This is a genomic window from Flavobacterium sp. (genome assembly GCF_049240005.1).
GTDB lineage: Bacteria > Bacteroidota > Bacteroidia > Flavobacteriales > Flavobacteriaceae > Flavobacterium.
Map to the genome: position 1 here is coordinate 1 of NZ_JBMLTK010000018.1, position 25,670 is coordinate 25,670.

Sequence of the window (25,670 nt, forward strand, 5' to 3'; positions counted from 1 at the left end):
GTCGTTCCTCCTCACTGCGGGCTGCCGCTGCAATCAGTCGCGCGGGGGAAGTGCACGTAAAATCAAATTACAAACGAGCGTACTTTAAAACGTCTTATTTGAGCTCGTTCTGATTTGGAATTTCTATATTTTGAGGAAAGATGGTAGTTGTGCTCGGGTTACATCTGTTAGTGGTTCGTTGTTTTTTTCTTTCGTTGTTGTTTGTTTTATTTTTAGTCGTAAATTTGTAACCCTTGTGTAAGGTTAAACAACTTGGTTATGAATGAATATTTGTCTCTGTCCGAAGCATCTGAACTAATTGGTAAAAGCAAAGAAACGCTTAGACGTTGGGATAGGGAAGGTAAACTGTCTGCTGTCCGCGAGCCTATGAGTAACTACCGTGTATATAAGCGAGAACAAGTCGAAACTCTTTTCGCTGATTTTTTTAGTCACGATTTAGAAGATTCTGTTTCTAACTATGTTGAACCGCATAATGAATATACTGTATTAGAATTATTTGCCGGAGCCGGTGGCTTGGCAGTTGGTTTAGAAAAAGCCGGATTGAAATGTGTCGCTTTGAACGAGATTGATAAATGGGCCTGCCAAACTTTACGAAAAAACCGACCAAATTGGAAAGTCTTGGAGGGCGATATTAAAGACTTTGACTTTACAGAATATCAAAATTCAGTTGATGTTGTAACTGGTGGTTTTCCTTGTCAAGCGTTTAGTTATGCTGGCAAAAAGCTTGGCCTTGCTGATGCACGAGGAACTTTGTTTTATGAGTTTGCAAGAGTTGTCAAAGAAGTTAATCCACCAATTTGTATTGGTGAAAATGTCCGTGGTTTACTTAGTCACGAGAATGGAAAAACTTTACAAGGTATGATTTCAATTTTAGATGAAATTGGCTACAATGTGGTTCCTGTTCAAGTCTTAAAAGCTATAAATTATAAAGTACCACAAAAACGTGAGCGTTTAATATTGGTTGGCATTAGAAAAGATATTGATTTGAAATATGAATATCCGAAACCGCACATTAAAATCTACAATTTAAAAGATGCTTTAAAGAAAGGTGAACTTTATGATACCAATGTTCCAAAGTCCCATGGTGCTAAATACCCACAAAGCAAAAAAGCTATTTTAGATTTAGTCCCACAAAAAGGATACTGGCGTGATTTACCACTTGATATTCAAAAAGAATTTATGGGTGGAAGCTTTCATTTAGGCGGAGGCAAAACTGGAATTGCGCGCAGAATTGGTTGGGACGAACCTTGTTTAACTTTAACTTGTAGTCCTGCTCAAAAGCAAACTGAAAGATGTCATCCTGATGAAACACGACCTTTTACCGTTCGAGAATATGCTCGTATCCAAACTTTTCCTGATGATTGGGCTTTTGAGGGTTCAATGGCTCAACAATACAAACAAATTGGAAATGCTGTTCCCGTTAATTTAGGCACAGAGGTAGGTTATTCTATTGTGAAGTTTTTGAATCAATACTACAACTTGTCAAAGCCAAGATAGTAGCTGTAATTCTCAAAAGTAATTTGGTCTAATACTGTTCTTTTGCTTGTCTTAGTTTCTGATTTAATTTCTTCTAATGCAGAGTTTTTAGCAATTTCTTCGGTCTCTTCCACTGATTTTAGATAATCTTTGATTGCGCTTGGAAGAGCTTTGTATAACTGAAACATTGCATCTTGTTGTCCTGATATTAAAGCATAAAACTGGTCTCCTGAAATTTTATGAACTCTACTATGGCTATATTCTTTTCCATTTATATCACCACTCCATAATTCACAAAAACTACCTTTTGCGAGGATTTGCACCCAATAACATTTTGCTTGTTTGTAATCGTCTGCATATCGTTTCAACTTCTGAAAGAGTGCTTCGGCTGCACTACTATTCATTGTGTTGTGTTTGTTTTTTATGTCTGCAAATAGAGTGTTGTCGGTTGCTTTAATGTCGTAACCACTCAGATTTCCTGCTTCATAGCCTTTTATTCCGCCCAAAATTTGTTCATGAAAAGTTCCGATTGAATTATTGATAGATTTGTCAATCTGTCTTAAAATCTCTGATTGAATTAACTTTTCTTCGTCGATGTCATTGAATTTTGAATCGAAAGTAAGTTTGATAGTGTCAACCTTGTTTGAGTAGAAACTTTTCTTTGTGATGTTGTTCTTAGCCTTCAAGTATGCATTGTGAAGATTTCCTATACAGGCTAATAAGTGTTCGTCAGTTATAAAGTTTACGTATTTATTTTTCATCCAATCGTGTGATTTTTAAAGTAGCAAAGCTAGCATTTTAACTTAATTCTCTGTCTTGTTTGCGATCTCTTTACAATACCTTTTAGCTTTCCGGCACCTATCTATTTTCCGAAGTTCGGAACCGACTAGTTACTACTAAAGTTAAAAATTCTTGCAAAAAAAAAATTGAATTACGCACATTTTTCGCCACTTCTTGAAACTGCTGTTGGTAGATGTACTACTTCAATTTAGCTTTTAGTGATTCTGTTAACTTGTATCCATTTTCAATTTCACTTTCTACCATCACAATTAAATCTTCAAATTTCATGTGCCAATAATTCTGATTGAGTTTTCTTGAAATGGAAACATAAGCTTTGCTTTTTGGTTTATTACATTTAGAATATCCAAATGGGTTTGATTTAGCTAAATCCTCCATTACAGGAATTACATCTTTAAGCCATTCCTTTTTAGAATTTTTATATTCTTTAAATCCTGATATGACGAAAGCAAATTTTACTATATTATTTTGCAGTTCAATCATTGTATTATATGCTTTTTTATTTAAATAAATTTGACCTTCTAAATTGAAATCAATTAAAGCATCCCCTCTTGTATCCATCACGTGTGATTCAACGGTTGTGATATTTTGAGATAACGAATTTAAAAAGCTTTTTTGTAAAATTGTTTCCAGTTGATTATCAGCGATAAATCTTTCATGTTCATTTTGGTATTTAAAGCCTACTTTGTCTTGTTTGCGTTTTTTTCCATCTAAAAAAACCATGTCGAATTTGGCTGTGTTTAAACTAAATTCTTGGAGTAATGAATTTAATTTGCCTAGATAGTTTCTATATTCTTCAAATATCACAGCATGAGAATCATTAGACAATTGTAATGATGAAAAGCAATTATATATGTGTTGGTATGAAATCCTTTTCCAATTATTATCTTTTACTTTTTCTTCTACTAATGTTAAGAAATAGAATTTTGGTTGAATTTTGTGCGACTTTTTAAAATGATCGACATAACGAGTTAATTGGTCAGAATGTTGAGAAGATTTAAGTTTATTTTCAATTACGATCAACTCTGAGTCAGTTTCAATTATAACATCGATTCGATATACTTCGGTTAAAATTGTTTTAATTTTTTGCACATTTTGTAATCCAAAAACATTTTCTAATAAGCCAATTTTTTGTTTTTCATTAAGTGCATTGCAGTCAGGAGAAAAAATCCAAGCAATGATCTGAGAATGTATTCTTTCCATATCTGCGATTCCTAGGTATTCGAAAAATGTTTTATTCATAATGTTTTTTTTAAGCATTTCTACCAGCGGGGAATCGGACTTGCGAAATTCACGTGAGCGAATGAGCTCATCTGGCGGCGAAGCTGCATCCCCGCTATCAGCCCCTTCTTTCCCTATCCAAAAACACCCCTAAACTATTCAATAACAACACCTTGCATCAAAAAAATTACACGCATTTTTGATATGGTAAATCGGACAGTCGTTTCGCCTTTTAAATTAGCAATTAAAAAATTCTAGTTTATATTCTTGACTAATTTATACGATTACTCCCACCCAAAACTACCTACTTACAGGTATTTTTTCCACCAAACGTTAGTAACGTATTTCGTAGCCCCGATAGCAGCGGCAGCCCGGAGAAAAATACGCTTGTTTGAACCGAAACTGTGGTGGCGCCGACAGAAGCCCGCCGCAGTGCGCGTGAAAACAGCGCATTTTTTGAGGACTAGAGCGGATAGCGGGATGAGCTACTAAAAAAACTTACTTCGATAATTCGCTGAGTATAAAATGCTCGACCTCAGCCGTTTTCCAGTTTGTTTTGATGCCCGGTAATGCCAAGACTTTTTCCATGATGGCGTTTTGAAAATCGCCCATTTCGAGCGCTTGCTTGTACGGCTCGGTGCTAAACGTAACGCGCGAATACAGCGGCACCCACAAATCGGGGTGCAAATCGGAAAACCAACGCTCGATTTCTTTTTGCAACAAGAAATTCTCGTCGGCAGTTTTAGAACTCATTTCCATAAAATTGCGATACGATAACTCGGCAATCGCATCGGCATTGGGTTTACGACTGTTCTCGTAGGCACGGAAAATCGCGTTCCAATCATCGCCGTGCGCGTCCATGAGCTCAAACAAAACAGAGATGTCCTCGAAACCGGCATTCATACCGTGTCCGTAAAAGGGCACAATAGCGTGGCAGGCGTCGCCAATAAGAGCAACTTTGTTTTGGTACGTCCACGGAAAACACTTCATGGTTACCAAATAGCTGGTCGGATTTTTAAAGAAATCTTCCACCAAGTCGGGAATTACCTGCTCTGTATCGGGAAAATGCTTTGCAAAAAAAGCTTCCAACAAGGCTTTATCGGTGAGCGAGGCAAAGGAGTAATCGCCTTCGTGCGGCATAAACAAGGTACAGGTAAAGCTGCCGTCGAGATTGGCCAGAGCCATAAGCATGAAATTGCCGCGCGGCCAAATGTGCAACGAATGCGGATCGAGCTGATGCGAACCGTCTGGATTTGCCGGAATATGCAACTCCTTATAACCAATATTTAGAAACTCTTGCGAGTAGTTAAACATACTTTGCCGCTGCATTTTGTGGCGCACGCGCGAAAAAGCACCGTCGGAACCAAAAACCAAATCGTGCTGATGCGACGTCCATTCGCCGCGCTCCGACTCACCGGTTTGAATACTTGCCTGCGCCAAATCGATGTCCCAAACTTTTTGCTCGAACTTAAAATTTACGCCTGCAGCTTCGGCCAAATCGATCATCTTCCGATTCAAAATACCGCGCGACAACGAATATATCGTTTGCCCTTCTTTGCCATACGGCTGGAAAACAACCGACGAGTCGAGCTTGTGAATAGCACGTTTGTCGACAGGAATTCCTATTTTTTTGATTTCTTCGGTGATTCCAGCGCCAGCAACAGCTCGCCAACCGCGGTCGGACATGACCAAGTTTATCGACCGACCCGAAAAATTTACGTTGCGAATATCCTGACTGCGATCGTAAACCGTAACGCGATGTCCGGCTCGCTGCAAGTATAACGACAGTAAAGAGCCAACCAAACCGCTGCCTACTACTGCAATATCTAAAGGCTTTTGCATTAAAATGAAATGAAATTCAAAGGTAACTATATAGAATCTTTCCCGATAATTTTCTGCGTACAAATATCGTGAAAAAAGCTACTTTTGTTTAATGTTTTTATATTTTCGTTAAACAAAATAACAGCATGCATAAGAAACCTTTTCTACCAGAGAAAATCTGCGTTACCTGTCAGAAGCCTTTCAGTTGGCGCAAGAAGTGGGAAAAAAACTGGGAAAATGTAAAATATTGCAGTGAGCGCTGTAGCAGAAATAAGACAAAAAATGGCTAATTTACTTTGGTTTAGAAACGATTTACGCACCTTCGATCACAGCGGTTTAACAGCAGCTTTGGCAAACGGCAAACCCACATTTGCTTTGTACATCATCGACGATTCTTGGTTTGAAAAAGATGCGTACGGTTTGCAATCCTTGGGTAAATATCGAGCGAAATTTCTGCTCGAAACACTAGCTGATTTACGAAATCAGTTAGCTGACTTTGGAATTGCTTTAGAGGTTTTTCGCGGTTCGAGCGTTGCCGTTTTAGACGCATTTATCGAAGCAAACGGCATTTCACAACTGTTTTATCAGGAAGAATGGACGCGAGACGAACGACTTGTTTCAACGCAAATCGCCAAAAATCAGCCGAAAGTTCAACATCACACCTTTTACGATCAGTTTTTGTTTCATCCCAAAGACAATCCGTTTAAATCGTATCGCGAAATTCCCGAGGTTTTTACCGCTTTCCGAAAAGTGGTTGAAGTGCGTTCGAGCGTTCGCAAAACGCTTGCTGCTCCCAAAAAAGGGTCTCGAATTTCGAATTTCGCGACCTCAATTCCGAGTGTGACCGATTTAGGATTCGATACATTTGAAACCGACCCGCGTTCGGCATTTCCGTTCTCCGGCGGAAGCAGCAGCGGTATCGCACGATTACAGCATTATTTCGAAGGCACGCAAGCGCTTTCCAGCTACAAGCAAACTCGCAACGGCTTGGTAGGTTTAGATTACAGCAGCAAATTTTCGGCGTGGTTGGCAAATGGCTCTTTGTCTGCGCGATACATTTATTGGGAAATCAAGAAGTACGAGCAAAAATTCGGCGCCAATGAAGACACGTACTGGCTGATTTTCGAACTCATTTGGCGCGACTATTTCAAATACATCAGCTTAAAACACGGTTCGAATATTTTCCACATCGGTGGCATCACAAATCGGAATTACAGCTGGAAAGACGATGAAAAAACCTTCAATCGGTGGATTTCCGGCAAAACAAACGACGATTTTGTGGATGCAAACATGCGCGAACTCGCAGCAACCGGCTGGATGAGTAATCGCGGTCGACAAAACGTAGCGAGTTTTCTGGCAAAAAACATCGAATTCAATTGGTTGTTGGGTGCCAAATATTTTGAAATGCAGCTGGTTGATTACGATGTACACTCCAACTACGGCAATTGGATGTACACGAGCGGCGTTGGCAACGATCCGCGTGATCGAAAATTTAATACGCAGCGACAAGCCGATATGTACGACGCGCAATACGAATTCAGAAATTTATGGCGGAGATAAAATCACATTATCGCGAAATCCGACTCGTTCTCGGCGATCAACTCAACAGCAATCACAGTTGGTTTAAAGAAGTCAGCACGGATGTCCTCTACGTACTGGCCGAGCTTAAGCAGGAGAGCACGTACGTGAAACATCACATTCAAAAAATATGCGCCTTTTTTGCGGGAATGCGTTCATTTGCTGCTCAGCTGGAAGCGCAAGGACAGCACGTACTGTATGTAAAAATAAACGATGCGCGTTCCGAGAACTCGTTTGCTAACTTGTTGGTAGAGCTTGCTCGGGAAAAATCGGCAGAAATAATTCGGTACCAACTTCCCGACGAATACCGTTTGGATGCTGAACTTGCAGAATTACATGCACAGTCGCCCTTCAAAATTATCGCCGACGATACCGAGCACTTTCTTACGAGTCGAACCGATTTTAAAAACTTTTTCGCGGGCAAGAAGCAGTTTTTAATGGAGCGTTTTTATAGAAATATGCGCGAAAAGCATCGATTTTTAATGGACGGAAGCGCACCCGAAGGCGGAAAATGGAATTTCGATCACGACAATCGGAAGAAGTACAAAAATGAAGTTCCGATTCCGAAACCGCAAGTTTTCACAAACGATGTGACGGCTATTTACGAAGAAATTCAGCAAGCGCAATTGCCGCACTTTGGTACAATCGATGCTTCAAAACTGATTTGGCCGATTACGCGAAGCCAAGCTCTGGGTGTTCTAAAGCACTTTTGCGAAGCACTACTCCCCTATTTTGGTACTTATGAAGATGCGATGCACGGCGATGATCCGTTTTTGTTTCACTCGCGACTCTCCTTTGCGATGAATGCCAAATTGTTGAGTCCGACAGAAGTTATCGAGGCATCGATCAGCGCCTATCGTTCGAATGATAAGATAAGCATTGCCCAAATAGAAGGCTTTGTCAGACAAATTGCGGGCTGGCGCGAATATGTACGCGGTTTGTACTGGAAAGAAATGCCGAATTACGCACAGCTCAATCATCTAGAAAATCGCAATCCCCTGCCGGAATTTTATTGGACGGGCGACACGAAAATGAATTGTCTGCGAAAATCGATTTCCCAAAGCTTATCGTTGGCCTACGCGCATCACATCCAGCGATTGATGGTTATTGGAAACTTTTCGTTGCTAACGCAGTTGCATCCCGACGCGGTCGACGCTTGGTATTTGGGCATTTACATCGACGCAATCGAGTGGGTAGAATTACCAAACACCCGCGGCATGTCGCAATGGGCTGACGGCGGAATAATCGCCACAAAACCTTACGTTTCTTCGGGCAGTTACATCAATAAAATGTCGGATTATTGCGGCAAATGCGCGTACAATGTAAAAGAACGCGTGGGCGAAAATGCGTGTCCGTTTAACGCCTTGTATTGGAATTTCCTTGATGAGAAACAAGCATTTTTCAAAGACAACCAACGCATTAGCATGATGTTGGCTTTGTTAAAGAAAATTCCTGCGGCAGAACTAGCCGAGATAAAATTACGTGCTGCAGCTGTGATTGAAAATCCGGATAGATTTTAGAGGAGATTCAAAGATTTCGAGATTGAAAGATTCAAAGATTGGTGTTCGACAAGCTCAGGCAGCTACGAAACGCTGGTTCGGGAGGGAAAATGATACGTCTAGCGGCGAATTCATCGATTTCGATAGCTCTCGGAACTAATTTCAGCGTAACGATTTTTTGGGGGTGCCGGCGCTTCTCCGATCGTGCACGGCTTCGCCAAACGGTCGCTGAGCTTATCGAAGCGCCGTCGCGCTATCCGCTTTATCTTTTTGGCAGTCGTTTTGTGGAAATTCTGCAACGCCAAAAAGGATATCGCTGCTATCGCTCACCCGAAATTGAGTACGCGAGAACGAAAGAAAAATGATTGATTTAAATAGTCGTTGTTGAAAAATCGTCCACAGATCACACGCGGCGGCGAAACGAAATACGAGCCGTTCCAACCGTAATCCATACATGGTGCAATCACAAACGTTATGAATTTTTTGTTTTAAATGAATTAGATTTAGCGTCTTCCCATTTCTGAGGATTGTTCACGATGTAATCTGAAATGCGTTGATATTCATTATAATTTCTAATAATATGGTCGTGAAATCGAGATTGCCACGCAAAATGGGGTAATATTTTTTTTATCTCAAAAGAACAGCGTCCTTTATACCAGCGAATAATCCGAGAAATATTATCATTGATCATTGGGTTTTTAGCTCCTGTAATACCACCTGTTTTTAATTGATTTTGGTCTTGTTCCGTTGCTTGTTCGGCATGATCTGGTTTATCTATTATCAATATACCATGCATATGATCGGGCATTATTACAAAATCACCTAACTCGGCATATTCAAAATGATCTGGAATCAAACTCCACAAATTGTAGGCAATGCTACCAGGAGACGATAAAATCATTTCGCCATTTTCGATAGTACCAAAAAAATGTTGTCTATTATGGGTACAAAGGGTAACGAAATAGGCACCGTTCCAACCGTAATCCCACCATTGCGCCCGAACCGTTGTTGTGCGGTATTTGTTGCGGTATTTTTTCATATTGGATTTTAATTACGCCGGTTGACGCGCGATTCATCGCGCCTACCTGTTGATGCGCGATTCATCGCGCCTACCTGTTGATGCGCGATTCATCGCGCCTATTATTATAAAATTTTGATGCGCGATGAATCGCGCATCTACCGGTTTGGTTTCAAAACCAAACGCGTGCTGTGATCAACGATTTGTTTTTTGTTCAACAACATCGGTCGGAATTTTCCCTGGATGAACAAATCGTATTGGTCGTCGTAATGTTTGCTAAACGGATTACCCGACTGCCCGGTTGGTAAAATACCCATGGCGTTTTCAATTTCGGAAAAATCGATCACCCGACGTGTAGACGGCCCCGCTTTTACCTGATATGGCAAGGTGGTTCCGTACGCAAACAACATACTGTTTACAACTTCATTTCCGCCTGAAATTCCCGCGCCACCCACGTTAAACAGCTTTCGCAATACTTGAACTTTTCCGATCGGATGTTCTACTTCCAACGTATGAACGTCTTTCCAAACCGTGCCCACCGGAATGCCCGCGACTGCTTTTTGAAATGCCGCAGCAACAATAAATGCCCGCGATTCCACACGTGGCGTATTGCGATTGTCCCACCAAACCGAATTCGGATTCGCTAATAGCGGAGCAAAACTCTGCTTGAATGCGTGTGTAGGTATCAGCTGTTCAAAACGCTCGCTACCTAACTCGTCTCGAAACGTGTATTCAAAAACATAACTCAACCACAAGGTGTAAATTCCAGCTGCTTTTGAATCGGAACGATACGCACCATCCCAAGACTTCAACAAATCGTATGCGCTTTTTTCTGCGGAATTCAATTTCTGGTAATCGATCAGCGAAACCATTTGCTGTGCGCAGAATTTACTCACCGGCGAAACATCGTCGAACGTCATCTTGCGCACGTCTTCGGCTGTCCATTTTTGTTTCGACTTTAAAAGATCGGTAATTCGCGATTGGCGATCGTGCGGCAAATAATAACCGGGAATGGGATATGTTCCAACGGGTTTAGGCGCGTAATTTGCCGACGCGATAAATCCCGAAGACGGATTCACCACACTCGGATTTTCTGTAAACGGTATCGGAATCGTTAAGGTATCGGTTGCACTCGTTCCGTCTAGAATAAAGTTCGGATTAACCGATTCGTGTAGTTTATACAAAGCTGCCGAGGCCGTCCACGCAATTGTATCGCTGGCACTGCCGTACATCACATTTAAACCTGGAGCATGAATGTTTTCTTTACCCAAATTGAACTGCCGATAGCTTTTCGCGTGCGACATATCATATAAGGCAGTAAGCAACTTATTGGGTCTTTGCAGATATACCCAACGCATCGCAACCGGCGTTTCTTTAGTCAGATTTTGCACCGTTTCATTCACAATTGGGCCGAGCTTGGTTGCTTTGAAATCGAGTTTCACTTTCGTAGAATCCTTCACAACTATTTCATACGACTTTACGGTCTTCACATCAGCCGATTTAACGGTAAAGAAGTCGATATCATCGTTTTCAAACATCGTTAATCCGTAGGCCATCTGGCGATTGAAACCCAATAACGGAAACGGAATTCCAGGCAAATAGTGCCCGTAAATTTCGTACTCGGCTGTGTGCAAATGCGTCTCGTACCACGTTCCGGGTTGCGAAAAACTAATATGCGGATCGTTTTCAAAAATTACTTTTCCAGAAACGGTTTTCTTTGGAGCAATAATAAAGCTGTTACTGCCAATAAATGGCCCCACGGGCATGGCTTCTAAAACCTCGTTAATTTGCTGCGAAATTTCAGAGAAATCCGATTTAAGAGTCGATAAACGCTCGTTGGAAAGCTGATTCCACTTCCCATCCAAACCAAAATCTTTCAGATAGGCCGAACCCAAATCTTTTCGAATGCTGGTCATCAGCGGATCGGTGCGTTGCGCCATGGCAAAACTAAAAGACATGTATCCAAAAATGTTATAGACATCAACCATATCAAAAGGCCGCGGATCGACACCTAAAATGGAAAACTCTATCGGTAAGGTTTCGTTGGCCAAATAGTGATTTACGCCTTGTAAATACGCTTGAGTTAATTGGTATTCGGCTGCGTTAACATCAAGCGATTTTACAACTGTTTCGCTGTTGGCGTTCAATCCGATGGATAGAAAAAACTGATCGGCTTTCAAAGCTGGTGCACCAAATATGGCTGCTAATTCTCCTTTTCCGATTCTTCGTAATAATTCCATTTGCCACAGGCGCTCCTTGGCATGTAAAAAGCCGAGTGCGTACTGCGCATCTTTTTCGCTCGATGCGTACACATGAGGTACTGCAAACGTATCGTAATACACTGTTGTTTCCTTTTCTAAACCGGGCAGTTCGGCAGTTCCCGAATACGAGGGTTTAAAATGTAAGTAAATGCCAAGTGCGGCCATGAGAACCAGCACCACAATTGCTCCGAGGAAATACAACAGTTTTTTCATTTTTACTGGAATTTAATGGGTTCGCCAACGGCTTTTCCGTTCGCTTTCGCAAGAAGACCGCACAGATTAAACAACATGCGTGCACCAACGTTTCCATCCCAATCGTCGTCGCCTGGCGCTACTTCAACCAAATCGAAACCAATTAGTTCGCGTCCAGAATTTACGACTTCTGTCAGTAAATACGCCGCTTGCTCAAAAGAGAATCCGCCTGGAACTGGTGTTCCTGTATTCGGGCAGTACCACGGATACATGCCATCGATATCGAAACTTATAACCACGCGCTGCGGAAGTTCTGCAATAATTTGGTCGGATTGCTCTCGCCAAGTCAATCCCGCGAAAGCGGCTTCTTTCATATCGGTATCGGTGAAAACCACTACTTGATGCTTGCGAGCTACGCTAACTTCTTGTTCGCAAAAATCGCGAATTCCGACTTGCACGAGTTTTTCGACTTCCGGAAGTTGTACGGTGTTGTACATAATCGAAGCATGACTGTAGCTAAAGCCTTCGTAGGCAATGCGCAAATCCATGTGTGCATCGAGGTGCAGAATTCCGAAACTACCAAATTTCGCAGCCAAAGCTTTGTAATAGCCGTACGGCGTAGCGTGATCTCCTCCTAAAAACCCAACCAATTTATTCTGACCTAACCAATGAGCGCAGCGGTTTTCAACTTCTTGATTAAATTTTTCAGAAGCTTGATTAACGGCGGCTAAATCCGATTCTAATTCGGGGAAATCCGCTAAATTTTTTCCCGATTCCAAAGCCTCGATTACGTTTTGCGCTAATTCTTTGGCTCGATCCGAATCCGACTTCCATTTAGCTGCGTTTTCACTGTCGTAGTGTATGCCTAGTTTCCACAGATCGGGAAATTTTTGATGGTGTAAATCGACCTGATACGAGGCTTCTAAAACGGCTGCAGGTCCGTCGGATGCGCCACTTCCATAACTTACGGTTGCTTCCCAAGGAGCGGGAACAACAACGATTTCGCTCTGATCGGCCGAAAACGGAAGTCCGAATAATTGTCCTTGTGCGGCTCCGGGTTGTGATGGATCGAATGTGGCTAAAATTTGTTCTTTTGTCATGCTTTATTAATTGATTTCTTGGATTCCCGCTGTTAAAATTTCTCCGAATCGAAACATATCTTCGTAGCTGCAATACAGCGGAACGGGTGCTAAACGGATTACGTTCGGCTCACGCCAGTCGGTGATAACTCCGTTTTTCATTAAATAATCGAATAATTTTCGACCTTGCCCGTGCAGAAAAACTGATAGTTGTGAAGCGCGTGCTGCGGGAGTTATGATTTCGAAATTTCCGTTTGTTTTTTGGGCAACGTCGTTTAGGATAAATTCGAGATATGCCGTAATCTGATCGCGTTTGGCAACGATCGCCGGCATTCCTACTTCTGCGAAAAGCTCTACCGACGCGAGATAAGGAGCTAGTGATAAGATGGGTAAATTACTTACCTGCCAACCGTCGGCACCATGAACCGGATCGAACTCGGGTTCCATTTTAAACCGACGTTCTTTGTTATGTCCCCACCAACCGGCTAAGCGCGGTAAATTACTTTTGTGATGGCGTTCGTGAACAAAGCAGCCCGATGCATTCCCAGGCCCGGAATTCATGTATTTATACGAACACCACGCGGCAAAATCAACATTCCAGTCGTGTAGTTGCATCTCGATGTTCCCAGCGGCGTGTGCTAAATCCCAGCCCACAATAATTCCGCGTTCTTGCGCGTATTTGGTTATGGCTTGCATATCGAACACTTGCCCTGTGTAGTAGTTTACGCCGCCCATAAGTAGCAAGGCGGTGTCGTTGGCATGTGCATCGATGGTGGCAAAAATATCTTCGATACGCGGCTGGTGTTCGTTTTCGCGCTTTTTAACTTCGACGAGTGCTTGGCTGGTCGTGAATCCGTGGAATTGAATTTGCGATTGAATCATGTACTGATCGGAGGGAAACGCCTTCTCTTCACAAATAATTTTAAAGCGCGTCGCATTAGGTCGGTAAAAACTCGCCATGAGCAAATGTAAATTCACGGTGAGCGTATTCATTACCGTTATTTCCGACGGCTTTGCTCCAACGATTTTCGAGAGTGGCTCGGCAAAACGTTCGTGATAATCCCACCACGGTTTTTCGGCATAAAAATGACCTTCAACGGCCAGATTTGCCCAGTCGTTCATCACATCGTTAACAAATTTCTGTGCCGATTTTGGCTGTAATCCCAACGAATTTCCCGTAAAATAAACTACGTTTTTACCGTTGTGCTGCGGAAAGATAAACTGCTGGCGATACGGTGCTAATGCATCTTGGGCATCGAGCTTTTGTGCGAATTCGAGCGTATTTTCAAATACCATAATTTTCGATTGAAGTGGCGTAAAAATAGTGATAAGCACGATTTTGAACTGAAATCTGCGCAAGAATTTCAAAAAACTATTTTATCGCAATCGATTTTTGAAAATCGCACAAAATGTTACTGAAATCCAAGATTGGTAAAGCAAAAAAAAATCGAGACAAAACTGCCTCGATTCTTAAATATTATTGTGCCGAATTCTTAAAGAATCAACATCGCATCGCCGTACGAGAAGAATTTGTATTGTTCTTTTACGGCTTCTTCGTATGCTTTTTTCATTAAATCGTGACCACAAAAGGCCGAAATCATCATCAGTAAAGTCGATTTTGGCGTATGGAAATTGGTTACCATACAATCGGCGATAGAGAAATCATACGGTGGAAAAATGAATTTGTTTGTCCAGCCGTCGTACGGATTTAATGTTCTTGCCGAAGAAACCGAACTTTCGATAGCACGCATAGAGGTGGTTCCGATGGCGCATACTTTCTTGCGATTCGCTTTAGCGCGATTTACAATGTCGCAGGCTTCTTGCGTGATGCGCAATTCTTCTGAATCCATTTTGTGTTTCGAAAGGTCTTCCACTTCAACTGGATTGAATGTTCCAAGACCAACGTGTAAAGTCACCTCAGCAAAGTCGATTCCTTTAATTTCCAAACGCTTCAATAAGTGTTTAGAAAAGTGTAAGCCCGCAGTTGGCGCCGCAACAGCACCTTCCTCTTTAGCATAAATGGTTTGGTACCAATCGGCGTCTTCAGGTTGTACTTCGCGGTTAATGTATTTTGGAATCGGTGTTTCGCCCAATTCTTTCAGTTTCGCACGGAACTCTTCGTAAGAACCGTCGTATAAAAAGCGTAAGGTTCTGCCGCGCGATGTCGTGTTGTCGATAACCTCAGCAACTAGCGAATCGTCGTCGCCGAAGTACAATTTATTACCGATACGTATTTTACGCGCCGGATCAACCAGAACGTCCCATAAACGTTGTTCTGAATTAAGTTCTCTCAGCAAGAAAACTTCGATACGAGCACCTGTTTTTTCCTTGTTTCCGTATAAACGTGCAGGAAAAACTTTGGTATTATTAATAATCATCACATCGCCTTCATCGAAATACTCAATAATGTCTTTAAACATTCTGTGTTCGATTGTTTTTGTGGCGCGATTTACGACCATAAGGCGCGATTCGTCGCGATTTTCAGCAGGAAATTCCGCCAAAAGTTCTTTTGGAAGATTAAAATTAAAGTGTGATAGTTTCATTTATTTGATTTAGTGCTTCTTGCAAAGCTGTTTTCAAAGCGGCTGCAAATATACTATCGCGAAATAGGCGTTGTCAAGTAAAAGACGGCTTATTTTGAAAATCTTAGCATTTGTGCCACTTCGCGAGCTGGGTAAACTCAAAGTAAATCGAATTGTTATGGGTTTTTGGGTGGTCCGGCGGCATACGTACGGTGGAAGTATTTAGCCGCCGTCAGGCCATTCGCTGCAAGTTGCTTCGTTTTTGCGGCCGTTACGCTCGTGGCCGCAGCTTCTGTGGTCGCTGTGCCACTTCGGTTCCGGTGCGCAAAAGCCGTTCGCAAGCTTTCCGCTGCTGTCCTTACCACGAAAATCGTTACCGAAAAGCGTTATAGTTTTTTCGACTTTAATCGATGATTTTAAATGATAATTTTTTTTCTTAAAATTTTGATTTACAATTTTATATACGGGGTAATATTGCAATATTACGTTTGAATTTTTACAAAGTCGATTTTCGAGATTTTGTACTCGAAATTTCAAATTATCGAATATTTGGAAACGATTGCCGGGTGAGCGGGCGCAATGACATCCTTTTTGCCGTACGGAATTTCCAAGATCGTTTTGGCAAAAAGATATAATGGAGCACGCGACGGCGCCAAAAAAGTAGTTTTTAAACGATTTGTGAAAGTGGGAACGATTTGTTGGAAGCGACACGTACAGCGCCGGCACCCCCAAAAAAATCAAACAACTGTGGTGGAAAAACCTATTTTCTCCAGTTCGTCCCAAAAATTTGGGAACGATTTGCTAACCACTTCTGGATTGCTGATTTGCAGTTCGCTACGTGTTGCGATAGGTGCAAAAGCCATGGCCATTCGGTGATCTTGATACGTTTCGATGGGCGCAGTTGGCCGAACGAATTGGCTTGCGGGAAAGGTTAACGAGTCGGATGTTAGTGCTACGGCAACTCCGCACTTTTGTAACTCGGTTTGCAGCGCGGCGAGTCGGTTTGTTTCTTTAATGGCTAGCGTTTTTAAGCCAGTAAGTTTACAACAACAACCAAGCGCTGCGGCGGTAACAGCAATGGTTTGCGCAATATCCGGCTGATTTTCGAGATTGAAATCGATGGCAGCATCAGCTTTGCGCACTTTTCGAATCAAAATGCCCGTTGCTGTTTGGGTTGTTTCAACACCGAAATGGTGGTAGTACTGTACCGTGTGCGCGTCGCCTTGTTTGGAGTTATGCTGCAACTGTGCGAGATTCAATTCAAATCCGATTTCAGCCAAGGCAACGATGCTGTAAAAGTAAGATGCGGCCGACCAATCGGCTTCCACGACATACGTTCGCTTAGTTGCCATTGGTGTTTGTAGAACGTTGATTTCGGCCGTAGTTTGCTCGATGGCATACCCAAGATTTCGCAGCAAATCGAGCGTAAGATCGAGGTAACTTTTAGAAACTGCTGTATTCGCCAATTTAATTTGAAACGGCTTTGGTACAACTGCGGCATTGAGCAAAATAGCCGAAATGAACTGAGACGAGACGCTGGCATCGATTTGTACGGAATTGTGCAATGCTGCTGGCGGCAGAATTTGGAGTGGCGGAAATCCGTGTTTTCCGAGGTAGTTAATTTTTGCCCCTAAGTTATTCAAGGCATCGACGAGCGGCCCTATGGGTCGATTTTGCATGCGCTCGGAACCGGTAATGATTCGTTTTTGGGTAGTTGTAACTGCTAAGAATGCGGTAAGAAAACGCATGGCGGTTCCGGCATGACCCACATCGATGTGTTGAGAATTGGTGTCGAGAGCTTGTTGTAAAACCAGGACATCGTCGGCCAGCGGTAATGCTGCAAGAACGAGTTCTGGGTGATGCTGTTGCAGTATCAGTAATCGATTGGCAATAGATTTGGAGCCGGGTAAGTTTAGGGTAACGCCCGACTTCAAATCGTTTGCCTGCAACCGTAGCGTCATTATTTTAATTTCTCGTTAGACTGGTGTCGGTCGTGATCGCGTTTTGTTTTCAACTCCATTTTTTTGGAAAAGGCAGCTTGCAAATCAGTGTTGGTTTGATTGGCGAGACAAAGAACTACGAAAAGGACGTCGGCAAGTTCTTCGCCGAGATCTTTTTGTTTGTCGGATTCTTTTTCGGATTGTTCACCATATCGGCGTGCGATGATTCGGGCTACTTCACCGACTTCTTCGGTAAGTTGTGCCATGTTGGTGAGTTCGTTAAAGTATCTAACGCCGTGGTTTTGAATCCAATCGTCGACAATTTTTTGCAGGTTTGTGATTTCCATTATGATTTCTTTGCAAGAACAATTCGTTGTTTTTCGGCTTCCACCATTTTTGCAAAGATAGCTTTTATTGCTGGGTACGCTTCAGCGGGAAGAATGGGTTGGTTAAAATCGGTTACTGAGGTTATTCTCAGGTTACTTCCTTCCGTATTAAAATTTAACTTGTATGAGAGGGATTTGTCTTCTAAAGCAATGTAAACGGGTGCTGGCATTGATTCTACTTGAAATCCTTCTGGAATTTTAATGATGTATGTGAATTTAAACTGCTTTGGATAATTAAAATCTACGGGAGATTCTCGGATTTCTTGTTTAAATGGATTTTCGGATGTTGTATAGAAAAGCAAGGGTTTCAAATGTAATTTTCCTGCTATCTGGTCGCAAATATTATCGGTTTCAAAGGAGAAGCTTTCTACAAAAGAGTAGGTATCGTCGGAAGGCGGAACTCTTTTGTAATTGTCTACTGTAGCTCCTGAGAGCTCTTTTTCTAGACTTTCGAGATACGCATCTGAGGCATTATCCGGTGATGCTCCGAAATAGCTTTTTGCGAACTGGTCGGTCAATTGTTTGCGCATATTTCCCTTTAAAGTTCCGTTTGCACTAAGTTCGGCCATTAAAGTAATTGCTTGAATGGAAGTAGTAGTGGGCATTAAATCAATTTCCTCAGTATATCCTTCTTTTGAGATATAGCGCCCTACCCAATTTAGATCTCTTGCTGGTAAGAGGTTTGGTATAGGAAGGTCGTCTGTTGCATCGATTAAGTACCGCACATTGTTAATTCTTGCTAGACAAATAACTCCGTTGAATGCATCTCTACTTGGAAATAAGGGTATCCCGTGTGAACGGGTGCTGATAAGTACGGGATCCGCTTTAATTCCCAGATGCTGTAACATATTAATTAGCAGCAGATTTAATTCCGCGAAATTTCCTGTTTTTGCTTTATAAGCGGCTTTTATACCTTCATTCGTGAAAATGCCATAAAAACTGTTCCAAGCTACTTTAGATTTCAAGAACTTTATGGTTGCAAGAAGCTTATCCATTTCGCTGGGCTGATTCTTAACAATTTCGTCGAGTTCAGCCTCATAAAAGTTCTTGGCAGCAATTTGCTCGCTGAAGTCGGCTTTGTATATGCTCTGCGCAACCGAAGCCCAGTCTGCTGCAAGATTCGTAATTGTTCCATTTCCTTGTCGGATAGAGGCAAGTTCACAGGAAATCGTTGACCTGTAGTTGTTCGGATTAGCCACATAGGGCTCGTCGGGAAGAGCGGGTACGTTGAGCAATTCGTAACTGTTCACGATTTCTGAAAACAACCAATTTCCTTGTCTTTCAGAGCGAGACTTGCTGGAATTGAGAACTTTTGGTACATAGTTACCTCTGGTAGATACTCGATAGTTGTAAAAATCGGGAATGACTGTTGTTAATTTAGCTGCTTTAACGGGAACTTGCTCTTGAAACACAAAATCCTGCAGAGTCATTATACGAGGTGATAAAATCTGGATTTCAATTTCAAGAATTGAGCCTTCCTTCACATTAGGAAAGACAAATGTTTTAACTGACCAATATTGGTTGTTTTGTGTCACAAAAACTCCCTCATCTTTTATTTTTGAGCGTTCAATCTTTCCATTTTCTAAATTATAGGTATAAGCAGATTCTAAAGTAACACGTTCTCTGTAAGCACCGTCAGTATAAAACGGAATCTGAATAGTTGCATAACTGTATCCCTCCTTTTTATAGATTTTAATTTTCTCTTTTATTCGAGTATCTACTTCAAAATCACTATTGCCCGAGCCCAGAGGAAAAAACACGCTTGCTGATTTAAATAAATACGCTGCGGCAGCAGAAGTGTCGGATTCAAAATATTTTTCCGCCAATTCTTCTTTAGTAACATTACCTAGTTTGTAGTCTTGACAATATCCTACGCAAGAAGCGAAAATGAATAAATAGGTTAATAGCTGCTTCATTTTATTGAACTCTTAAGATGATTTTATTTTGATCTGCTCGATTTACTTGTTCCAAGAACTTTCGGTATTTTTCATATGCGGAAGAAGGAAACTTTCCGTCCTTTAGAAGTAATTTTCTGACAACGCGGCAGGTTTTATTATCTTTTTTTTCAAAGCGTAAGGTATAGTTCCCAAACTCTGAATCGATAAGAACGTTTTCTGGCAGGATGTCTATGGTTTGATTCTCCGCCAACAAAACGGTTACATCAGTTTGTAGGGTTTTCGCGTCGTCTAGGATCAAAGGCGACTTGCGATTTCTGATGCGTTTCGGTATGTATGTATCCGGAATCAGAGCTAAAGGATGAATTGTTTTGTATTCACCCATCAATTCAATAAAGTTAGATACTTCTACGTCAATTACCTCTGTAAACTTTGGCTGCCATTCGTCGAGCTTATATTTTATATCATTTAGCTGAAGATTATGTATAGTTGAGAATAGTTCTTTATAGTGCGCATCACGTTTTTTCGCATCATACTTTGTCTTCATGTATGAATTATCAAAATGAACACCAAGATTTTCTATTTTTATTTGAGCTTTCATTCCACCGTCATAAGCCATTTGAATGGTCGCTGAAAAATCCTGAACATTCTGCTCCGCGGTAAAAATTTTGGTATGAACAATCTCTCCTCCTTGTTCATCTTTGATTACAAGTGCGTCGCGATCGGCTGTAAAAGTACCCGCAAAACCGAAGGGTAAATCTTGACTAGTGCATTCCACCCAGATATAATCGTTGTTTTCTGGAATCGCTAAAATAGCGTGATTTCCTTGCAACGACACAAAATTCTTGTCAATACTGCGTTTATCGTCATCTCCATAAATCACTGTAAAGTAAGACGGTACACCTGCCGCTTTGAGCAAAGCACGAGTATAATTGGTAAGCGCCTTACAATCGCCGTATGAGAGCCGATCAACATCGTATGCCAACATGGGTTTAAAACCTCCGATACCCACTTGAACGCTGATGTATCGTACTTTTTCTTTAACAAAATTGTAAACTATCGCCGCTTTCTCTCTAGTCGACTTTGCATTTTGTGTTAAAGATTGAATTTTAGCTTTTGTAGCTTCTGGTAGTTCGTCGGTTCCTTTTAACAAGGTTTGATAATACCATTTTCCCCAACTATTCCAATCGGTTGCAGCTCCCGAAACTCCTTCTAAAGAAAACTTATCTAACGAAAATCGAACAAAGGGGACCCGGTCGATAAACGGCTCGCCCAAATACTCATAAGTAACTACTCCTAAGGCTCCACACGTAAGCGATAATTCTTGGTCCGATTCCGACTTATTCAGTAACTTTTGCGCTAGAGCATTACTTGCATGATTTAATTTAAGCCCTGCTGCCATTTTAAAAGATACTGATGCTTTTTCAATACTTACTTTGTACCCCTCCAGTGGCATAAATGGAGAGATAAAAGCGGTAGACGACTCTTCCATTACACTTGTGTATCTGCACGTTACCGGATAAGATGTAGGCTTAAAGTCGAGGATTAATTTTCGTGAGTCGCTGTATAAAGTAACTCCATCCACAGCTGCCTCATCCTTAAAATCTTTTCTTTTGTAAGTTTTCATCAAATTTCCCAAAGCATCGAACACCTGCAGTTCAATATCCTTTACTTTGGAGTTCTGACTATAAAACTCTCCGATACTCGCATCGTAAATACCCTGCTCATTAAAAATTGTCGTAATTCGCTCGGTGTTCAAAATAATCTTATCAAAAGATTGAACTTCGTACCTTAGGTTATAATCTCGAATAACCGCATCAACACCTCGAACCAAAGTGCTATCAATCTTGGAAACAGCCAAATCATGACGCGACTTTTGACCAAAAACTAAACAACTAAAAAACAGCAATAAATAATATATTCGCACAAAAAAAAATTTAAAATAAAGGCGAATATAGTTTATTTTTTTAGAAAATTTTAAGATTCGATTTTACTAAATGTTAAATTTTATCTTTCGAATCCACCACAATAGTTACTGGACCATCGTTCAACAACCGAACTTTCATATCGGCACCGAAAACGCCCGATTTTACCGCTACAGTTGATGTACTTTCTAACTTAAAAAGAAATTTCTCGTACAACGGAATCGCTTGCTCCGGCCTTGCAGCTGCAATAAACGATGGTCGATTTCCCTTTTTTGTAGCCGCATGAAGGGTAAACTGACTTACAACTAAAATGCTACCTTGAACATCTACAACCGACTTATTCATCAATTCGGCTTCGTCGCTAAAAATTCGCATGTTCGTAATCTTACCGACCAGATACTCGATGTCTTCATCGGTATCGTTGTGCGTAATTCCTAAAAGTACGAGCAAGCCGTTTTGTATTTCCGAATGTAGTTTGCCGTTTATGGTTACCGATGCTTCGCTAACCCGTTGTAGAACCGCACGCATTATTGTCGTAATTTATCACTATTTAATCGATCGGCTTGGTGTGCATCGGCTCGATAACCGTCTTCGTCGCCTTCTAAAATCTGCAAATAACTCTTGTACCGCGACCATGCTATTTCATCGGCATCTAAGGCGGCTTTTACTGCGCAACCGGGTTCGTCTTTGTGCAAGCAATTATTAAACTTACACTGATCTTTCAACTTGAAAAATTCGGGAAAGTAGTCGCTCAATTCGTTAGGTTCAATCTCCACAACACCAAAACCTTTAATTCCCGGCGTATCAATGATGGTTGCGCCAAAACTCAAATCGTACATTTCAGCAAAAGTGGTGGTATGCTGACCTTGTTTACTTTGCTCCGACACTTCTTTTGTTCGCAAATTCAAACCCGGTTCAAGCGCGTTAACTAAAGTCGACTTCCCAACACCCGAATGCCCGCTAATCATTACTGTTTTGCCAATCATGAGCTCCTTCAAAACATCGGTTCCTTTTCCTGCCAAAGCCGCAATTCGATAACACGGATAACCAATTTCTTGATAAATATGTTGCAAATACAACTGCTCGTCGAGCTCTTCTTCCGACAGCGCATCTATTTTATTAAAAAGCAAAGCAGCACGAATGTCGTAAGCTTCAGCAGTTACCAAAAAACGGTCGATAAACGTTGTAGTTGTGGGCGGATTTCCAATCGTAACCAATAAAAAAACCTGATCGATGTTCGAAGCAATAATGTGAACTTGCTTGGAGAGGTTAACCGACTTCCGAATAATGTAATTACGTCGTGGCGCAATAGCGGTGATTACTCCAAGTCCGTCGGAATCGATTTCCAAAGTCACTTCGTCGCCAACCGCAACCGGATTGGTGCTTTTTATTCCTTTAATTCGGAATTTTCCTTTGATTCGGCATTCAACAAGAGTACCGTCTTCGGTTTTTACCGAATACCAACTGCCGGTCGATTTATATACGCGTCCAATCATCGGCTCAAAATTAGCAGAAATGAAAGGATGCGTCGATATAAATCAGCTAAGTTTTTAGACGGAAAAATGTAAATGTTTACTCTAAACCTTCCGACTTCGCGTTTACTTGCTTGCGAATACTCTCTTCGTGAATGGCTTTAAAGAAAATACGAATAAACGAATCGCTTAAATTGTTTTGCTGTCCTTGGCTTTGCATGTGTTCCAAAACCTTCATCCAACGATCGTTTTGCAATACCGAAATGCCGTAATTCTTTTTCAGTATGCCAATTTTTTCACTAATCGCCATACGCTTCCCGAGTAATTCCAGTAAGAGTGCGTCGGTAACGTCGATCTGACTTCGCCACAAACGAATTGCCTCTAAATACTCGGTATTTGTCGTTTCGGCAACTGCTTTCTTTCGGTTTCGCATAAAAGCTTCCAGAGCGGCCGGCGTTAGTTGCTGTGCCGCATCCGACCAAGCAGCATCTGGATTTGGATGCGATTCAATCATAAAACCATCGTAATGCAAATTCAGCGCAATATCGGTGAGTTCTGCCAAATACTCGCGTTTCCCAGCCATGTGCGACGGATCACAAATCATCGGTACATCCGGCAATTCTCGACGAAAATCAATTGCAATTTGCCATTCCGGACTGTTTCGATATTTTGATTTCGGATACGTAGAAAAGCCGCGATGAATAACACCTAAACTTTGAATCGCTGCATTCTGCAAACGCTCGTAACCTCCAATCCACAACGACAAATCGGGATTCACCGGATTCTTCAGCAAAACAATCTTATTGCTTCCTTGTAAAGCATTGGCTAATTCTTGCACGGCAAACGGATTTGCAGTAGTTCGTGCACCAATCCAATACATATCAATGTCGAATTTTTCCGCAGCTTCTACATGTGCCGGCGAAGCCACTTCAATGGCAATTTTTAAACCGGTTTGCTTCTTAACCTCAGCCAACCAAGGTAAGGCTACCTCGCCTACACCTTCAAAACCGCCGGGCCGCGTTCTCGGTTTCCAAACTCCTGCTCTAAAAAAATCGACCGATTGTTGGCGCAATGCCAAACCGGTTTCCAATACTTGTTCAAAAGTTTCGGCACTACACGGACCCGCGATTAAAAATTGTGCTGCCGATTTGTATGCTTGAAACCAATCTGATTGTGACATGCCGAATAAATTGGATACAAAAGTACTCTAATTACACAAATCGCTAATTCGATGTTAACAAGAGATAAAGAATCGTTTGGAAAGTGGTTACTTTTGCAGGCAAATCTTTTGAGTCATGTCGTTACAAGTAACAGGAATTACAAAGTCGTACGGAACTGAACAGGCGCTTAAAGGCGTGAGTTTTGAAGTGCGTAAAGGAGAAATTGTCGGTTTTTTAGGACCAAACGGCGCTGGAAAATCAACTTTGATGAAAATTCTAACAACTTATGTGCATCCCGATGGCGGCGAAGCCACTTTAAACGGTTTCGACATTAAAACTCAAGTTCAAGATGTGCGTAAATCGGTTGGGTATTTGCCCGAGCACAACCCGCTGTACACCGATTTATACGTACGTGAGTTCCTAGAATTTAGCGCCGATGTTTTTCGCGTTGCTAAAAATCGCATTCAAGAAGTTATCGATCTTACCGGTTTGCAAGATGAATCGCACAAGAAAATTTCCCAGCTTTCAAAAGGATACCGCCAACGCGTGGGCTTGGCAAATGCGCTGTTGCACGACCCTGAAGTGCTTATACTAGACGAACCTACCACGGGTCTGGATCCGAATCAGCTGGTCGAAATCCGCAATCTGATCAAGGAAGTTGGCAAAAACAAAACGGTTTTCTTGAGCACGCACATCATGCAAGAGGTTGAATCGATGTGCGACCGAGTTATCATCATCAATAAAGGTAGTATCGTGGCCGACCAAAAACTGCGCGAATTAACCGAAAATGGCGGTACGCAGATTATTTTTGTGGAATTCGATTATAAAATCGAGGAAGAAGCCGTTTCGCAAATGCCGCATCTTAAGTCGTACCGCACCTACAACGGTTTCGAATGGGAGCTTACTTTCGAAGCTACAAAAGATATGCGCCCAACGGTTTTCGATTTTGCTCACGATAACGGATTGAAAACACTGCAATTAGCACAGCAAAACAAGAATCTGGAAAAGATTTTCCGCGAACTAACCTCGAATCCGAATTCATAATTTTTTTTGGGCGGCAGTTCCGGCTGTTCGCTACAAGCTTACCTATTCAGGTCGGCAAAAACTAAAAACCGCATGAGCTTCCTTTGGTCGCTATGCGGTTTTTGCTTTTGTACGCCCCGATTTAGGCAAGGCTTTCCGCTGCCATCCGGGCCGCAAAATCGTTACCGAACAATCGTTGCTAAAACAGTATTTTTAAGGAAATTTTTTAACATACGTAATATTGCAATATTACCCGATACAATTCATTGATTAAAAGATACTTAACACTTAAAGAGATTAAGTTCAAAAAATAACTTTTAAAGAATTTTTAAAAAAATTTTCAATCTCGAAATCTTTTAATCTTTTAATCTTTTAATCTTTTAATCTTTTAATCTTTTAATCTT

Annotated in this window: 20 protein-coding genes; 5 read left to right on the top strand and 15 right to left on the bottom strand. The window is 41.6% G+C overall.

Annotated features, from left to right (window positions below; genetic code table 11):
- Window positions 1–258: 258 nt before the first annotated feature.
- Window positions 259–1,497 carry a DNA (cytosine-5-)-methyltransferase gene (dcm, locus tag ACOVQQ_RS01535; RefSeq protein WP_421816632.1) on the top strand — a complete coding sequence of 413 codons (1,239 nt, stop codon included), beginning with the start codon at window positions 259–261 and terminating at the stop codon, window positions 1,495–1,497.
- Here the strand turns inward: dcm and ACOVQQ_RS01540 are convergent.
- From ACOVQQ_RS01540 to ACOVQQ_RS01550, 3 genes are all read right to left on the bottom strand, one after another.
- Complete coding sequence (locus ACOVQQ_RS01540) at window positions 1,473–2,237, bottom strand: Eco47II family restriction endonuclease (protein WP_421816633.1); 765 nt, start codon at window positions 2,235–2,237, stop codon at window positions 1,473–1,475. The genes dcm and ACOVQQ_RS01540 overlap by 25 nt on opposite strands.
- Before the next feature lie 217 nt (window positions 2,238–2,454).
- Window positions 2,455–3,516: a PD-(D/E)XK nuclease family protein gene (locus ACOVQQ_RS01545; protein ID WP_421816634.1), complete on the bottom strand. Its 1,062-nt coding sequence runs from the start codon at window positions 3,514–3,516 to the stop codon at window positions 2,455–2,457.
- A 477-nt stretch (window positions 3,517–3,993) separates the two neighbouring features.
- Window positions 3,994–5,337, bottom strand: coding sequence for an FAD-dependent oxidoreductase (locus ACOVQQ_RS01550; RefSeq protein ID WP_421816635.1), 1,344 nt, complete (start codon window positions 5,335–5,337; stop codon window positions 3,994–3,996).
- A gap of 125 nt (window positions 5,338–5,462) precedes the next feature.
- Between ACOVQQ_RS01550 and ACOVQQ_RS01555 the strand changes: the two genes are divergently transcribed.
- From ACOVQQ_RS01555 to ACOVQQ_RS01565, 3 genes are read left to right on the top strand one after another with little or no spacing between them, the layout of a single operon-like run.
- Entirely contained in the window at window positions 5,463–5,606 is a 144-nt protein-coding gene (locus tag ACOVQQ_RS01555; RefSeq protein WP_094486028.1) for a DUF2256 domain-containing protein, read from the top strand.
- Window positions 5,599–6,876: a DASH family cryptochrome gene (locus ACOVQQ_RS01560; RefSeq protein ID WP_421816636.1), complete on the top strand. Its 1,278-nt coding sequence runs from the start codon at window positions 5,599–5,601 to the stop codon at window positions 6,874–6,876. The genes ACOVQQ_RS01555 and ACOVQQ_RS01560 overlap by 8 nt, the downstream gene beginning before the upstream one ends.
- Window positions 6,864–8,414 (top strand): cryptochrome/photolyase family protein, encoded by a 1,551-nt coding sequence (locus tag ACOVQQ_RS01565; protein WP_421816637.1) that lies wholly within the window; start codon window positions 6,864–6,866, stop codon window positions 8,412–8,414. Before ACOVQQ_RS01560 ends, ACOVQQ_RS01565 begins: the two co-directional genes overlap by 13 nt.
- Before the next feature lie 451 nt (window positions 8,415–8,865).
- Here ACOVQQ_RS01565 and ACOVQQ_RS01570 read toward each other — a convergent pair whose 3' ends face one another.
- The 12 genes from ACOVQQ_RS01570 to ACOVQQ_RS01625 form a co-directional block, all read right to left on the bottom strand.
- Complete coding sequence (locus tag ACOVQQ_RS01570) at window positions 8,866–9,432, bottom strand: transposase (RefSeq protein WP_421816638.1); 567 nt, start codon at window positions 9,430–9,432, stop codon at window positions 8,866–8,868.
- 137 nt (window positions 9,433–9,569) lie between these two features.
- Window positions 9,570–11,885 carry a penicillin acylase family protein gene (locus ACOVQQ_RS01575; RefSeq protein WP_421816639.1) on the bottom strand — a complete coding sequence of 772 codons (2,316 nt, stop codon included), beginning with the start codon at window positions 11,883–11,885 and terminating at the stop codon, window positions 9,570–9,572.
- A gap of 2 nt (window positions 11,886–11,887) precedes the next feature.
- A complete protein-coding gene (locus tag ACOVQQ_RS01580; protein ID WP_421816640.1) occupies window positions 11,888–12,964 on the bottom strand; it encodes an agmatinase family protein in 1,077 nt (358 codons plus the stop codon).
- A 6-nt stretch (window positions 12,965–12,970) separates the two neighbouring features.
- Complete coding sequence (gene kynU / locus ACOVQQ_RS01585; RefSeq protein ID WP_421816648.1) at window positions 12,971–14,239, bottom strand: kynureninase; 1,269 nt, start codon at window positions 14,237–14,239, stop codon at window positions 12,971–12,973.
- Between the two features lie 197 nt (window positions 14,240–14,436).
- A complete protein-coding gene (gene queA / locus ACOVQQ_RS01590) occupies window positions 14,437–15,486 on the bottom strand; it encodes a tRNA preQ1(34) S-adenosylmethionine ribosyltransferase-isomerase QueA (RefSeq protein ID WP_298143057.1) in 1,050 nt (349 codons plus the stop codon).
- Window positions 15,487–16,202: 716 nt separating this feature from the next.
- Entirely contained in the window at window positions 16,203–17,426 is a 1,224-nt protein-coding gene (locus ACOVQQ_RS01595; protein ID WP_421816641.1) for a 3-phosphoshikimate 1-carboxyvinyltransferase, read from the bottom strand.
- Complete coding sequence (locus ACOVQQ_RS01600) at window positions 17,426–17,752, bottom strand: nucleotide pyrophosphohydrolase (protein ID WP_094486039.1); 327 nt, start codon at window positions 17,750–17,752, stop codon at window positions 17,426–17,428. The genes ACOVQQ_RS01595 and ACOVQQ_RS01600 overlap by 1 nt, the downstream gene beginning before the upstream one ends.
- On the bottom strand, window positions 17,752–19,707 hold the full coding sequence (locus tag ACOVQQ_RS01605; RefSeq protein WP_421816642.1) for a DUF3857 domain-containing protein: 1,956 nt from the start codon (window positions 19,705–19,707) through the stop codon (window positions 17,752–17,754). The genes ACOVQQ_RS01600 and ACOVQQ_RS01605 overlap by 1 nt, the downstream gene beginning before the upstream one ends.
- 1 nt (window position 19,708) lies before the next feature.
- Window positions 19,709–21,613, bottom strand: coding sequence for a DUF3857 domain-containing protein (locus ACOVQQ_RS01610; RefSeq protein WP_421816643.1), 1,905 nt, complete (start codon window positions 21,611–21,613; stop codon window positions 19,709–19,711).
- 73 nt (window positions 21,614–21,686) lie between these two features.
- The gene (gene dtd / locus ACOVQQ_RS01615) at window positions 21,687–22,139 is read right to left on the bottom strand and encodes a D-aminoacyl-tRNA deacylase (RefSeq protein ID WP_421816644.1); all 453 of its coding nucleotides are present in this window, start codon (window positions 22,137–22,139) and stop codon (window positions 21,687–21,689) included.
- Window positions 22,139–23,107, bottom strand: coding sequence for a ribosome small subunit-dependent GTPase A (rsgA, locus tag ACOVQQ_RS01620; protein ID WP_421816645.1), 969 nt, complete (start codon window positions 23,105–23,107; stop codon window positions 22,139–22,141). Before rsgA ends, dtd begins: the two co-directional genes overlap by 1 nt.
- A 76-nt stretch (window positions 23,108–23,183) precedes the next feature.
- On the bottom strand, window positions 23,184–24,263 hold the full coding sequence (locus tag ACOVQQ_RS01625; protein ID WP_421816646.1) for a chorismate mutase: 1,080 nt from the start codon (window positions 24,261–24,263) through the stop codon (window positions 23,184–23,186).
- Window positions 24,264–24,378: 115 nt separating this feature from the next.
- Here ACOVQQ_RS01625 and gldA point away from each other — a divergent pair, with 115 nt between their 5' ends.
- Complete coding sequence (gene gldA / locus ACOVQQ_RS01630; RefSeq protein ID WP_421816647.1) at window positions 24,379–25,287, top strand: gliding motility-associated ABC transporter ATP-binding subunit GldA; 909 nt, start codon at window positions 24,379–24,381, stop codon at window positions 25,285–25,287.
- Window positions 25,288–25,670: the final 383 nt, after the last annotated feature.